Origin of the sequence: Aquisalibacillus elongatus (assembly GCF_003843875.1) — a bacterium.
GTDB classification, from domain to species: domain Bacteria; phylum Bacillota; class Bacilli; order Bacillales; family Alkalibacillaceae; genus Aquisalibacillus; species Aquisalibacillus elongatus.
Map to the genome: position 1 here is coordinate 83952 of NZ_RKRF01000010.1, position 12936 is coordinate 96887.

Genomic DNA, 12936 nt, shown 5'->3' on the forward strand with positions numbered 1-12936 from the left:
TATGAAGTTTGCTGTTCAGTGTCGAGGAGATCAAGACTCAAAAGAAATTAAATCCAAGTTAAAAAGTTATTTAGCACAATTTAAAATGGAGTACGATGAAGATGAACCCGACCTATGTATTTCTGTAGGTGGTGATGGTACATTATTAGAAGCTTTTCATAGGTATGTCCACCGACTAGATCAAACCGCATTTATCGGGATACATACTGGCCATTTAGGTTTCTATGCAGATTGGATACCAAAAGAATTAGAAAAACTCATTATTGAAATAGCTAGAACGCCGTTTCAAGTGGTCGAGTATCCACTCCTTGAGTTAACGATTAGGCCAAATGAATACGACAAAGAACACACATATATTGCTTTGAATGAAATCACTGTAAAAACAGCAGAAGGTTCTGTAGTCTTAGACGTTGAGATTAAAGGTGAACACTTTGAAACCTTCCGTGGAGATGGGCTTTGTATATCGACACCTTCTGGATCAACAGCTTATAACAAAGCTCTCGGCGGAGCCATTATTCACCCTTCTTTAGAGGCTTTTCAAATTACAGAAATGGCCTCAATCAACAACCGGGTGTTCCGTACAGTTGGTTCACCACTAATACTTCCTAAGCATCATACAGCTGTGTTGCGCCCGAAGAATGAACGAACATTTATGATTACGATTGACCATTTGACAATGGCTTTTAATGACGTTCATAGTATTCAGTGTCGCGTGGCTAAAGAAAGGGTTCGTTTCGCCCGCTTTCGCCCGTTTCCGTTCTGGAAACGAGTTCATGATTCGTTTATATCTGATTCAAGATCGGAGATGTAAATCATGCGTTGGGTTATTCGGAAGCAAGATGAAGGAAAGCTCGTTCGTGACTTTTTAAGCGAACGAGCTTTTTCTAGTCGGCTAATTAAAAATATTAAACAACATGGACAAATATTACTTAATAAACACCCTGTCACAGTTAAACAGACGTTAAATACTCGTGATGAACTCGAAATCGTTATGCCTGAGGAATATATTGGAGACAACATTGCACCAATCTCATACCCTCTTGATATTATTTACGAAGATGAAGTGTTATTAGCCATTAATAAACCAAGAGGGTTGTCGGTGTTACCTAATATGAATGATCATATAACACTCGCAAATGCTTTAGCTGATTATTATAAAAAGCATCAAGTAAGAAGTTCTATTCATATTGTGACACGACTAGATAAGTATACTTCAGGTGTAGTCATAGTAGCCAAAAACAGTTATGTTCACCATGTTTTAAGTAAAACGAGTATTGAGCGAGAATATCGAGCTATATTGGAAGGTCAACTGATTAATAAAACAGATACCATAAACCTTCCAATCTCAAGAAATTTACCATCTATTATTGAACGTAAAATTGATCCAAATGGAAAACATGCAGTGACACATTATGAAGTGATTAGAGAAAGTGAACACGGATCACTACTTAAGGTTTGGCTTGATACTGGTCGAACACACCAAATCCGAGTTCATTTTTCACATCTTGGCCATCCCTTAATAGGTGATGGTTTATATGGTTCAACAAAACTTGAAATAGAAGGACAAGCATTACATTGCAGGTACGTCAAATTATGCCATCCTATAACAAAAGAAGCGATGTCGTTCATCGCTTCTTATCCTTCGATCTTTAAGAATATATTTAACGGTTCTCTGTTTCAAACATAAATGATTTTTGTCGTGAGTGAATATTTAAGATAAAACCGATGGCAGCTAAATAAACAATTAATGATGTACCACCATAACTAATAAACGGAAGAGGTAATCCAGTTAATGGTATTAATTGAATAGACATCCCTATATTTTGGAATATTTGATATGTTAACATGCCTACGATACCTATGCTTAAATAGGTTCCAAATGGATCACGGCATTCAAGTGCTATTTGGATTATCCGATAAATTAACAGGAAGAATAGGACAATAACAATACTAGAACCGATAAAACCAAATTGTTCAGCAATAGCTGAGAAAATCATATCGGTATGGCGTTCATAAACGTAAACTTCGGTGCCCATTATTCCTTTACCAAATAATTGCCCGGATCCAACAGCTAGAGCGGATCTAATGGCTTGTGCAGCAGATCCATCCTGATACTGGGTTGGGTCTTGCCAAGCTTGTATACGCTCTAAAGCATGTTCAAATTCAGTGTCCGCAAACATGGCTGATACTTCATCTGGAAATGTTAAATATATAATTGTTGCCAACGCAGTTATTAAAAAAGTAATACCAACTAGTGAAAATATAAATCGCCATCTTAACCCAGAAATCAGTGCCATAAATCCAACAATAAATAAAATAACAACTGCTATACCTGTGTCGGGCTGTATTAAAATGAGATAAAATGGCGGCAGTGTTAACGCGAACATTTTACCTAATAAAATAAAATCGTATTTTAAATTTTTATCGCCTTCCCATTTTTCATTATGAGAAGCAATAACATGAGCTAAGGCCAAAATTAAAAATAACTTCATAAATTCTGCTGGCTGAACCGTCGTGTTAACAATAGGAATTTGATACCAACTTAAGGCACCATTTAAGCGTACAGCCCAAGGTAGAAAAAACAGTCCGACGAGTGAAAGGACGCCAATCCAATAAAGAGGCATAGCGAATCGCCTATATTGATCAAAGTCAACGAGCATAATCGCACCTACCGCAATGACACCTGCGATAAACCAAACACCTTGGTAGATATAGAATGGGCGACCTCGGATGGCAGCTGGTAATGTATTCTGTAGCGAGAATAATGTGATACAACTAATGATCACAAGTAACACAACTATTAAAATCATGAATGTGTCTAGTCGCTGTCTTTTTATAGAATCGTTCATTATTTATACTCCCTTTAGTCTCTTCATGAACTCTACAATTAATGATACGTTAAAATTGTATAATTTAAAATAGTGAAAAGGAGGTAAAAGCAAAGATCATACATAGTTTTAAAAAAATTTTCATGTTTAGTTGGTATTAGTCATCATTTTTATATAATATATACGTATCGGTATTCGCTAAAGGAGGTCAAGACTATGGAAGTTCAACCAAACCATAAAAGCATTGAATACGAATGGATTATTGAAAGAATTCATAATGCATTAAAAGAGGACTCCATAGATTTATTCCGATCAGAATTTTTAGAGCTGCATCCTTATGACCAGGCGAATATTTTTGTTAATTTACCTAAAGACATTCGATTGCAAATTTATACGTATTTATCACCTGATGAAATGTCTGAGATTATTGAGCATTTCGAATTAGAGGATGTCGGTGAGATTATAACAGAAATGAACCCAAGATTTGCAGCGCAAATATTCGATGAGTTATCAACGGATGATGCTGTTGATATTATGAATACACTGGAACGAAATCAAATTGCGAGTTACTTAACGTTAATGCAACGAGATGAAGCTAAAGAAATTAAAGATTTACTTCATTATGAAGAACGGACAGCAGGAAGTATTATGACGACCGAGTTTGTCGTCGTCAATCAAAACATGACAATACGACAAGCGATGCTTCATTTAAGAGAGAAAGCACCAGATGCTGAAACAATCTATTATGTCTTTGTTACGGATAATGATAAACGGTTGGCCGGTGTCATTTCTTTAAGAGATTTAATTATAGCTGAAGACGACTGGGTCGTAAGTGACATCATGAGTGAACATGTCGTATATGCGTCGGCTGGAGATGATCAAGAATATATTGCGAGGTTAATGCGTGATTATGATTTCTTAGCTCTCCCGGTAGTTGATTTTAAAAAGCACTTATTAGGGATTATTACAGTCGATGATATCCTAGATGTTATGGATGAAGAAGCGAGCGATGACTATTCTAAGTTAGCGGCAGTTCGTGATATGGACCGTAATGATTTGAGTGCTTGGGATTCTGCAAGGAAACGTTTACCTTGGTTAATTATTTTATTGTTCCTTGGTATGATCACAGCCAGTTTGATCGGTCAATTTGAGAACACATTAGAACAAGTTGCGATTCTAGCTGTCTTTATTCCGCTAATTGCGGGGATGGCAGGTAATACTGGAACACAGGCTCTCGCCGTAACCGTTCGTGGTATAGCGACTGGAGATGCGATGAGTGAAGGGGTATTAAAACGTTTGAAACGCGAGACCTTAACAGGATTGATTACGGGGGTTGTTTGTGGAATTGTCATTACGTTAATTATCATGGTTTGGCAAGGGATGAGTGAAATTCATTTAGGACTAGTAGTTGGCTTTTCTATTATGATTTCACTGATTGTTGCAACAATAGCAGGCGCTTTTTTACCTTTATTAATGCATAAGTTAAAAATTGACCCTGCAGTTGCAAGTGGACCATTTATTACAACGATCAATGATACTATTTCAGTTATTATCTATTTCGGAACAGCTACAATTTTTATGGAATACTTAGTTTAAACACTTTATTTAAAATATGGATTGAGTATTTATGTTTTTTTATATAAAATAGGACTAGGTACTAATATTAAACCATAAAAAATTGTCCAAAATCAGGAGGCGGAATAAATGAACTTTTCTTTAGAAGGCCGTACGTATGTGGTCATGGGTGTCGCGAATAAGCGAAGCATCGCCTGGGGTATTGCTCAGTCTCTACACAATGCAGGTGCACGCCTAGTGTTCACATATGCGAATGAGCGCTTTGAAAAACCGGTTCGTGACCTAGCTGCGACGTTGGATCGTGATGACTCATTATTTTATGAGTGTGACGTGACATCTGATGAAGCCATTGAACAGACGTTTGAAAACATTAAGAATGATGTTGGGGTGATTCACGGGTTAGCTCACTGTATCGCTTTTGCAAAACGTGAGGAGTTAAGTGGTGAATTTTTAAATACATCAAGAGAAGGATTTGCATTAGCGCAAGATATCAGTGCTTTCTCATTAGCAGCAATTGCTCGCTCGGCTAAAGATCTCATGACTGAAGGCGGAAGCATTTTAACACTAACGTATCTAGGCGGTGAGCGTGTCGTTGAAAACTACAACGTCATGGGTGTTGCAAAGGCAAGCCTTGATGCCACTATGCGTTACTTAGCAAATGATTTAGGAAAATACGGTGTACGCGTAAATGCTATTTCAGCTGGTCCAATTCGTACCGTGTCGGCTAAAGGTGTCGGTGATTTTAACGCGATCCTTAAAGAAATCGAAGAACGCTCACCATTACGTAAACCTGTAACGAAAGAAGAAGTCGGTGATACAGCATACTTCTTAATGAGTGACTTATCCCGCGGTGTGACAGGTGAGATCATTCACGTGGATTCGGGTTACAATATAATGGGATATTAAGACTTAAAAGCAGTTCAATTAAAAATTGAGCTGCTTTTTTATATGATTAGTAATAAATGGGATCTTTATTTGAGTAAGGGGAGGTTTTTTGATGAAATTACTACGGATTGTGTTAGCTGTTTCGCTTATTCTAAAAAAGGTTTTCAAAAAGCAGATAACCCTGAAAAATGATACAAATATTGAATGAGGTTATAAGAAATTTAGAATCTGAAAACTAAATCATACTTAACTCACGACTATGGGCTAATATGCATAAAATGGGATAGAGTCAAAAGAGAAAGGAGTCTGTGTTGATGGAAGATCGACGCTCAAAGCCACCTTTATTGTATATTGCCCAAAATCAGGAGGCGTTCCCAGAAGTCACTTCACAATCTTTTTATTACAGCGGTCAGGACGATGCAAAACAAGATCCTGCAGAACAAGCAAAGGCCTCTAGCAGAAGTCGTTTTCAAAGTTTGTCTTTAGACGAAAAGTTTCAATACATCTTAAAAATGCAAGAGACGTTGCCTAAGTTAAAATGTAAAATCCTAACCAAAGAAGGAACGATTAATGGGGTTATTGAGGATATAAGTGATGAGATCGTGAATGTGGTCGTTCGAGATATTCCACGCCGGCGAGCTTTACCAAAAGATATTATTTTGGATATTCAGCTTATCGGTTTTTAAGATTTATAAACACAAAAAATGCCTGCAGGTCAACCTTGCAGGCATTTTTTATTTGAATTAATTTCTAGCATTTGTCGCTGGTAAGCAAGTAACGTGACAGAAGCAATCTAAGTCAACGTTGATGCAAATGCCAGTGCTTCTTAAGTTAGCTGTTTTTTGTTCACAAGGGTCTGATGGGTTTTGACGAGAGTCTGCAGGGTCACGTAATAGTTCCAATACAGCACAGTCGTCATCATAAACCTTCTGAACACGGAAGTAGAAGCTAGCTACACAAGTACGGTTTTGGTCATTGCGGACCCCAAAACCTTTAAATGGTTTGCACTCACAGTATAGGAGTACAGGAACTGTATCCAGGCCGGACGGTGATGTAGTATCACCCAATAAATCCTCAATCGATTGCTTACAACTTATATCACAATCGTTTTCGACGATGTCGTTTTGTGCGTCTACAATTTGACGAAGAATATCACTTACGCAGTTGTCTGAACGATCTTCTCCTCGACAAGACATTGTCATTCTCCTTTCTGGTCATATATGACTTTTCTTACGTTAATAATCTATGCATTTGACACGGTTGGGTGTGGGCAATTGATGTGATTTTTACTTTTCTTCGTTATAAGAGTCCTAGCTTTATAAAATTATTAATAGCTAAAATTTTAATTAGTAGGTCAAGCGACCATTCTGAAAAATATTGGATGAATATACTAGTATCGTAAATTCGTTGGAGGGAGTGAATGTTGTGTCAGACGAAAAGAAAGAGGTTCGCGTAAAAGATTTAGTGGTGAGAGCTGATAATGTGGTGTTTGAGCGCCCTGAGCGTCCAGAACGTCGTGATCGTGATTTCTTATTTGGACCACCGCGTAGAAGAATGGAAGAGATGGAGGGGGCTGAAGAGCCAAAGTTGGAAGAACACGAAGAGCACGAGGAACATGAAGAGCATGGTGACCATCATGACGACGATCACCATGAAGACCGACGCCCACCGTTCTTCTGGATTTAATTTAAATTTGACTTTATGGCGAAGAAGAACTCGTACATCGTACGGGTTCTTTTTTAGACAAAAGGAGTTGTTGACGTGAAATGGCTAACGGATCTTGAGAAAATTTTAATTGAAATTGGCAAGTCTCCTGAAAAAAAGTTTATAAATGAGCAGGAAAAACAGCAAGAATGGGAAAAGGTTTTAATAGAAGATGAAAAACGACTGGATGATTGGATGCAAAAAATAGAAAAATGGTTCGAATCTTAAATAATACCCCACATAAAATCTATTAAATACGAATATTTTAATAGAAGAAAGGGTAAATTATTTGTAGAAAGGGGTTGGTGATGGTGGGTTATATTTTACCGGTTGATTTTCATCAGTATCAACAATATCAGCGTCGTCATATTACCAAATCACAGAAATCCAACCTAGCTTTAGAGAAAATCTTTCGTGCAGAATTGAAAGAATTGAAACGCGGTCAAGAAGAAGACTTACACGAACAATCAAATGAAAACAGCGTATCGGCTTATAAGCCAACTAAAGTTTATCAGCCAACAGAATCGAAGTACACAAAATTTAATCACAATCAACTTGCAGATATAACAGGAAAAGGGAGATATTTTAGCGAAACCATTTAGTATCGAACTAATAAAGGAGTTTCGTTAATATGAATATGCAACAAATTAATGAACACAATTATGTATTTTTAAGCTCCGTTAATATCGGCTATGTGCATGAAGGAAATCAAGGTATGATTATTGATGCTGCCATTGATAAATCCTCCATAAGAAAAGTCGTGAGACAAATAGAGGCTCAAAATCTACCAATTACTCATTTGCTCATTACGCATGCACATTCAGATCATTATGGCGGAGCTAAATATTTACAGGATGTATATAATGTAAAAGTCATTGCTCCTAAATTTGAAGCTACCATTTTACAACATCCCATTTTAGAACCAACTTACTTGTTTATGGGAAATGACCCACTTGATGAGTTGAGAAATAAATTTTTAGAAGGACCCTCAATCGAAGCGGACATCGTGATAGATGAAGGGGATCATCAGATTGATGAGTTTCAGTTTGAAGCAATTGCGACACCAGGTCACAGTTATAATCAATTAGCTATACGCATTCATGACACACTATTTGCTGCTGACAGTTACTTTGGTGAAAAAGAGTTACACAAACACAAAATCCCTTATATCACAAGTGTTTACAAAACTATGGATAGCTTAGAAAAACTAAAATCGTTCTCAGCCAATGGGGCAGTCCCTGGGCATGGAAATTATGAAGAAAATTTTATAAAAACAATTGAACGAAATATAGAATATCATCAAGACCTTCTTCATAGATTGTACTGTATCATCCAGGACAAGCAGCCGATTTCTCATGAAGAGCTTGTTTCTATTTTTTGTGATGAAATGTCAGTGAATGCTAGCCAATTATCCATGTTCTTATTGTTTAGGACAGCTGCTACTGCATATATAACAGCTTTAATTCAACAAGAAAAAATTGATCACTACATTCAGCGTCATCGCTGGATGTTTCAAATAAAAGAGGAGGAAGGGACTTAGTATGGTAAAACATACAACCCTTCCTCCTTATTATATTCGGCGTACATCACTTCATTTAGCTGAAGGCCTTGATTTGATATTTCCTCTAGCACTTGTTGTTCGTCCCATTCAATCTCTTGAATGTTCTCAGGTAGTAATTCTCCGTCTGAAATAACGGATATTGGCAAGACAGTCTCCTGAGGGGTTGCGTTAAAGAATTCGTTCGTTGGTGTCTGGTAAATGTACTTTCTCAAAACATTGATAGAGCCATTTGTCTCAAAAATGGCATAATCGACTTCTTGAATAGAAAAGACATCTTTATCACGTAATAAGTGCATGAGCTGGTTCATATCGAGTTTGCTTTTTTTCATAATATCACGCTGTATTTGGCCCCTTCGAATAATGATTGAGGGTTTCCCTTCTAAGATTGTCCTTGTACGCCTGTACTTTTGAGTAAACCACTCAGTTATATAAATTAATACCCCCCAAATTGAAACAGCAAATATGATCATAAGGCCGCCAACCTCAGGGTCAAAAAGAGCATTCCCGACTAATTCACCCAAAACTAGAGCAGCGATAAAGTCGAAAGCTGTAATTTGTGTGATTTGAGATTTCCCAAGTACTTTGGTTAAAATGAATAAAGCTGTGAAGCCTATTAGACTATCTGCTAAAATTCTTACATAATCCAATTCTGTCACCATCCTGAATGAACATTTGGCTTTATTCAGTATGGTCAAATGAGGCTCACTCAATACCTTCTCATATAAAAAAGCTGACGATTCAATCGTCAGCTTAGTTCTTTCACCATCGTCACATGAGGTATTCCAGCGTCCATAAATTCATCTGATACTGTCTTATACCCAATCTTTTTATAGAAATCTTCAGCATGGGTTTGAGCATTCAATTTCGACTTTTTAACTTTATGAACTTTTAAGTATTGTTCCATTTCTTGTATGATCTCAACGCCGTAATGTTTGCCGCGTTCTTCTTTTAAGACGCAAATTCTTTCTAGTTTGCCGTAATCGTCAACTAGCCTCATACGACTAGCAGCGATCGGCTTTTCATCTTTATATCCAACGAAGTGAATAGCTGAATCCTCATGTTCATCGACTTCAATTTCTGGTGGAACGTCTTGTTCTTCAATGAAGACTATTTTTCTTACCTGATAAGCATCTTCCAACTGTTGATTAGTTTTTACTTCAAATACTCTCATCGTTATTTTCCTAACTTAAATGTTTCAAATACTGTCCAAGCACCGTCTTCTAGTTGATACAATAATTGAAAACGGTCGATATGATCTTTCATATCGAACTCTGACATTCTTAAGCTTCCATAAACATCAGAATGCTCGTCCTCAGATAATTCCTGGCTAATTGTAATATGAGGAACGAATGCATACTTTTGGTTTTCTAAGAACTTTCCTTCATTCATTTTTTTGTTTAAAGTCGTTAAGCTCTCATTTGGTTCAACTTTTAAATAAACTGTATTTGTTACAGGGCTGAAAGAGCTTACTTTGTTAATTTCAATTTCAAAAGGTTCAACTTCTGATGCTACTTGGTTCAGTTCTTTTGTAATTTCTTTAATTTCTTCTTGGCTGGCTTGAAACTTCTCTTTTAAGGTGATATGAGGTGGAATTTTGTTATATCTTGGGTCATATCGTTTTCGATAAGAATTTGCCGTGTCTTGAATTTCTTTTGATGGAAAAATTGCAATGCCATATGTTAGTTCAGACATATAATTCCCTCCTAATAATTAAATTTCACGTTACTATATAAAAAAGTCTAATCATTATTATAACAAAAAATTCAATAAAATTTCGTCAGTAAATAGACTTAATTTCCGAAAATTTTCTTTATTGCCTCTGGTAAGTCTTTTTGCCATTGTTTCCAAGTATGCTTTCCTTCTAATTCTTTATAAGTATAGTCACTGACGCGCTCATTTAAAACCTCGGATATTTCACGGTTTGGCGTTAGAAAGTCATCTTTATCACCCTTAGTTGTTGGAACTTCAACTTCATCTTTACCAATCGTATGATAAATCGTCATACTTTGAACCTCTGTTGATTCTTTTACGGCAGAAGTTACAGTCTCATCCACATAAGGTGATTGCATAATAATTTTCCCAAAATTATTCGGATATTTTAATGCAGTCATTAAGGATACAGTTCCACCTAATGAATCGCCCATCAGTACACGACATGATCCAACATGATAACTCGGTAATTCTTTATCAAGAAGTGGGGCAACTTCAAATACTAAAAATTTCATATAAGCGTCATTATTTTGACCATCTGGGTGATATTTATCCCAACGATCATGACGATCTTTATAATGTATGCCTGCGAAAATGGTATTCTCAATTTCATTTTGTTCATGAAGACGATCACTTACAGTTGCCATTCGTCCTAATTGAAAATAATCGTCACCATCTTGCATGATACAAATGTGATATTTGTATAAGGGTGAGAAGTTTTCAGGTTTAAAGATCTTAACAGTCAACGTTTCATTCAAATATTGACTATCAATATCCTTTTCAACCATGGTACCCTTTCTGCCCATCATTAAAACCTCCATCATGTTTGTATATCTGTGACAAGACAATTTTACCATATTTATTCATTATGGCTAATATTACGACTCTCTATTCATTTAATACTAGAATATTGCGATAATTTAAACTCATCCGAAAGACCTCAAGTGATATAATAAAAAGAGGGGGAGTTCACATGTCGTTAAAGCATATTAGGAGTCAAGAAGTTGAATTAGCAGCAAGACAACGGTTAGAAGAACGGGGGGTTTCCGTTGAAGATATAGCTGATATTGTGTATATTATGCAAGGACCTTATAATGATACGTTAACTATGGATGATTGTGTAGATAGTGTAGAGAAAGTGTTAGAAAAACGCGAAATTCAGCATGCTATTTTGGTCGGAATTGAGCTCGATGTGTTGGCTGAGAAGGAACAATTGTCTGAACCTTTACAATCGTTAATCGCACAAGATGAAGGCCTTTTCGGTGTGGATGAAACCATTGCGCTAGGCGCTGCGTTAGGTTATGGTAGTATTGCAGTAACCACTTATGGGCACCTGGATAAACAAAAAGTCGGCGTCATCCAATATTTAGATACAAAAAGTGGCGAGAAGTGTCATACTTTTTTAGATGACATTGTTGGAAGTATTGCTGCTAATGCATCTAGTCGAATAGCGCACAGATTTAGAGATAAAGTCGATGGTTTAACAAAAGAAGCTATCGAAAAGCGGGATGAAGAAGATTTGATGTAATTATTGGAGGTGAAAATTTGGATTCTTTAAGGGAATTATTATTAAGTTCATTAGGGCCTGTTGTCATCGTTGCTATTTTATTTTTCCCGATGTTTTACAGTTTAAACAAGAGAGTTCGAGAATTAGAAGATGAACTTATTAAGAAAAAATCCCGAAACGATAACTAAAATCGTTCGGGATTTTTATATTAAAAATACGTTTAAAACACTTTTATCGCAGCTAGGATTGCCTCGTTCAGGTCTTTTTGAGACCAGCTAGCTAACTGAGGCTTTTCTAAGGCCATATCGTGTGAAGGTGGAACGTGAATAAATCCTGCTCGGTAATTAAGTTTGTGTACATGAGCGTGATGAAGTGCATGGTACATCACATGATTACAAACATATGTCCCCGCTGAATTTGAAATAGAAGCCGGGTATCCTTTTTCTTTCATGTGCTCAACCATCGATTTAATCGGCAATGTTGAAAAATAACCATCAGGGCCATCCTCGTATATTTTTTCCCCATCAGGTTTATTACCTTCATTATCTTCAGGTCCTTCATTACAGTTAATAGCAATTCTCTCTGGTGTTATATGTCTACGATTACCTGCAAGTCCTAAAGCAACGACAACATCAGGCTCAATCTCATCGATTAATTCAGTCATAACGTTTCCTGCCTTTTTGAATTCTACAGGTAAAATTCGAGTGATCACTTGATATTGTTCAAGAGTTTCTCCATCTAAGCTATTTGCAATTTCCATCGTCGGGTTTGTATTAAAAGATAGGAATGGTTCAAAACCAGTTAATAATATTTTTTTCATATGAATTCTCCTTTAGAACTTAGTAGATATAAAATTGTCATTTTATGGAATAAATGAGTGGTTAACTATCTGCTAAGGTTTGTAAAATTATATAAATTAAAATGTTTGATAGAACTAATCTATCAAATTATGATCTTGAAATAAAGAATGAGTACAATAGTCATAGAATTAAAAGGCGTTTATTGTCGAAATAAAAGGCTTAAGTTTCAAATTACAAAAATTGGATGAAGCAAATGAACTGATTTTATTTTCGGGCTACAAATTATTACATTTTATGACAAATTTCGTTATACCATCTCTATTATATTAAACATAACATCTTGGTTGTAGCTATAATTGATAGATT

18 protein-coding genes are annotated in these 12936 nt (G+C 36.3%); 11 read left to right on the forward strand and 7 right to left on the reverse strand.

Annotation, left to right across the window (positions count from 1 at the left end; genetic code table 11):
• Position 1 precedes the first annotated feature (1 nt).
• Entirely contained in the window at positions 2–811 is an 810-nt protein-coding gene (locus EDC24_RS10315; protein WP_124222276.1) for an NAD kinase, read from the forward strand.
• Positions 812–814: 3 nt separating this feature from the next.
• On the forward strand, positions 815–1687 hold the full coding sequence (locus EDC24_RS10320; protein ID WP_124222278.1) for an RluA family pseudouridine synthase: 873 nt from the start codon (positions 815–817) through the stop codon (positions 1685–1687).
• Here the strand turns inward: EDC24_RS10320 and EDC24_RS10325 are convergent.
• Positions 1662–2849, reverse strand: a complete 1188-nt coding sequence (locus tag EDC24_RS10325) for an FtsW/RodA/SpoVE family cell cycle protein (protein WP_124222279.1) — start codon at positions 2847–2849, stop codon at positions 1662–1664. The genes EDC24_RS10320 and EDC24_RS10325 overlap by 26 nt on opposite strands.
• A 195-nt stretch (positions 2850–3044) precedes the next feature.
• Between EDC24_RS10325 and mgtE the strand changes: the two genes are divergently transcribed.
• From mgtE to EDC24_RS10340, 3 genes are all read left to right on the forward strand, one after another.
• Positions 3045–4424: a magnesium transporter gene (gene mgtE / locus EDC24_RS10330; protein ID WP_124222281.1), complete on the forward strand. Its 1380-nt coding sequence runs from the start codon at positions 3045–3047 to the stop codon at positions 4422–4424.
• 108 nt (positions 4425–4532) lie between these two features.
• Complete coding sequence (gene fabI, locus EDC24_RS10335; protein WP_124222283.1) at positions 4533–5309, forward strand: enoyl-ACP reductase FabI; 777 nt, start codon at positions 4533–4535, stop codon at positions 5307–5309.
• A 293-nt stretch (positions 5310–5602) separates the two neighbouring features.
• A complete protein-coding gene (locus EDC24_RS10340) occupies positions 5603–5974 on the forward strand; it encodes a CotO family spore coat protein (RefSeq protein ID WP_124222285.1) in 372 nt (123 codons plus the stop codon).
• 57 nt (positions 5975–6031) lie between these two features.
• On the opposite strand, the gene EDC24_RS10345 is transcribed toward EDC24_RS10340, so the two are convergent.
• Positions 6032–6484, reverse strand: coding sequence for a CotY/CotZ family spore coat protein (locus tag EDC24_RS10345; RefSeq protein WP_124222287.1), 453 nt, complete (start codon positions 6482–6484; stop codon positions 6032–6034).
• A gap of 229 nt (positions 6485–6713) precedes the next feature.
• On the opposite strand from EDC24_RS10345, the gene EDC24_RS10350 reads away from it, so the two are divergent.
• From EDC24_RS10350 to EDC24_RS10360, 4 genes are all read left to right on the forward strand, one after another.
• On the forward strand, positions 6714–6974 hold the full coding sequence (locus tag EDC24_RS10350) for a hypothetical protein (protein WP_124222288.1): 261 nt from the start codon (positions 6714–6716) through the stop codon (positions 6972–6974).
• A gap of 75 nt (positions 6975–7049) precedes the next feature.
• A complete protein-coding gene (locus EDC24_RS15185) occupies positions 7050–7220 on the forward strand; it encodes a hypothetical protein (RefSeq protein ID WP_170158548.1) in 171 nt (56 codons plus the stop codon).
• Between the two features lie 83 nt (positions 7221–7303).
• Complete coding sequence (locus tag EDC24_RS10355) at positions 7304–7594, forward strand: hypothetical protein (protein WP_148087084.1); 291 nt, start codon at positions 7304–7306, stop codon at positions 7592–7594.
• A gap of 29 nt (positions 7595–7623) precedes the next feature.
• Positions 7624–8532 (forward strand): MBL fold metallo-hydrolase, encoded by a 909-nt coding sequence (locus EDC24_RS10360; protein WP_124222292.1) that lies wholly within the window; start codon positions 7624–7626, stop codon positions 8530–8532.
• Here the strand turns inward: EDC24_RS10360 and EDC24_RS10365 are convergent.
• The 4 genes from EDC24_RS10365 to EDC24_RS10380 all read right to left on the reverse strand — a co-directional run bounded on the left by EDC24_RS10365 (position 8529) and on the right by EDC24_RS10380 (position 11069).
• Complete coding sequence (locus EDC24_RS10365; protein ID WP_342769359.1) at positions 8529–9209, reverse strand: DUF421 domain-containing protein; 681 nt, start codon at positions 9207–9209, stop codon at positions 8529–8531. The genes EDC24_RS10360 and EDC24_RS10365 overlap by 4 nt on opposite strands.
• 89 nt (positions 9210–9298) lie before the next feature.
• Positions 9299–9724, reverse strand: coding sequence for a GNAT family N-acetyltransferase (locus EDC24_RS10370; protein ID WP_124222294.1), 426 nt, complete (start codon positions 9722–9724; stop codon positions 9299–9301).
• A 2-nt stretch (positions 9725–9726) separates the two neighbouring features.
• Positions 9727–10245, reverse strand: a complete 519-nt coding sequence (locus EDC24_RS10375) for a YjcG family protein (protein WP_124222296.1) — start codon at positions 10243–10245, stop codon at positions 9727–9729.
• Between the two features lie 98 nt (positions 10246–10343).
• Positions 10344–11069 carry an alpha/beta hydrolase gene (locus tag EDC24_RS10380; protein WP_124222591.1) on the reverse strand — a complete coding sequence of 242 codons (726 nt, stop codon included), beginning with the start codon at positions 11067–11069 and terminating at the stop codon, positions 10344–10346.
• 167 nt (positions 11070–11236) lie between these two features.
• Here EDC24_RS10380 and EDC24_RS10385 point away from each other — a divergent pair, with 167 nt between their 5' ends.
• Positions 11237–11791 (forward strand): phosphatidylglycerophosphatase A family protein, encoded by a 555-nt coding sequence (locus tag EDC24_RS10385; protein WP_124222298.1) that lies wholly within the window; start codon positions 11237–11239, stop codon positions 11789–11791.
• 17 nt (positions 11792–11808) lie between these two features.
• Positions 11809–11958: a hypothetical protein gene (locus tag EDC24_RS15190; protein ID WP_170158549.1), complete on the forward strand. Its 150-nt coding sequence runs from the start codon at positions 11809–11811 to the stop codon at positions 11956–11958.
• 32 nt (positions 11959–11990) lie between these two features.
• Here EDC24_RS15190 and pcp read toward each other — a convergent pair whose 3' ends face one another.
• Positions 11991–12590, reverse strand: coding sequence for a pyroglutamyl-peptidase I (gene pcp, locus EDC24_RS10390; RefSeq protein WP_124222300.1), 600 nt, complete (start codon positions 12588–12590; stop codon positions 11991–11993).
• Between the last annotated feature and the right edge of the window lie 346 nt (positions 12591–12936).

Bases quoted from the DNA above. Each gene is read 5' to 3' on its own strand.
- EDC24_RS10340 (WP_124222285.1), top strand. From the start codon at position 5,603: ATGGAAGATCGACGCTCAAAGCCACCTTTATTGTATATTGCCCAAAAT.
- pcp (WP_124222300.1), bottom strand. From the start codon at position 12,590: ATGAAAAAAATATTATTAACTGGTTTTGAACCATTCCTATCTTTTAAT.
- EDC24_RS10370 (WP_124222294.1), bottom strand. From the start codon at position 9,724: ATGAGAGTATTTGAAGTAAAAACTAATCAACAGTTGGAAGATGCTTAT.
- EDC24_RS10360 (WP_124222292.1), top strand. From the start codon at position 7,624: ATGAATATGCAACAAATTAATGAACACAATTATGTATTTTTAAGCTCC.
- EDC24_RS10325 (WP_124222279.1), bottom strand. From the start codon at position 2,849: ATGAACGATTCTATAAAAAGACAGCGACTAGACACATTCATGATTTTA.
- EDC24_RS10345 (WP_124222287.1), bottom strand. From the start codon at position 6,484: ATGTCTTGTCGAGGAGAAGATCGTTCAGACAACTGCGTAAGTGATATT.
- EDC24_RS10315 (WP_124222276.1), top strand. From the start codon at position 2: ATGAAGTTTGCTGTTCAGTGTCGAGGAGATCAAGACTCAAAAGAAATT.
- EDC24_RS10375 (WP_124222296.1), bottom strand. From the start codon at position 10,245: ATGTCTGAACTAACATATGGCATTGCAATTTTTCCATCAAAAGAAATT.
- fabI (WP_124222283.1), top strand. From the start codon at position 4,533: ATGAACTTTTCTTTAGAAGGCCGTACGTATGTGGTCATGGGTGTCGCG.
- EDC24_RS10380 (WP_124222591.1), bottom strand. From the start codon at position 11,069: ATGGGCAGAAAGGGTACCATGGTTGAAAAGGATATTGATAGTCAATAT.
- EDC24_RS10385 (WP_124222298.1), top strand. From the start codon at position 11,237: ATGTCGTTAAAGCATATTAGGAGTCAAGAAGTTGAATTAGCAGCAAGA.
- EDC24_RS10320 (WP_124222278.1), top strand. From the start codon at position 815: ATGCGTTGGGTTATTCGGAAGCAAGATGAAGGAAAGCTCGTTCGTGAC.
- mgtE (WP_124222281.1), top strand. From the start codon at position 3,045: ATGGAAGTTCAACCAAACCATAAAAGCATTGAATACGAATGGATTATT.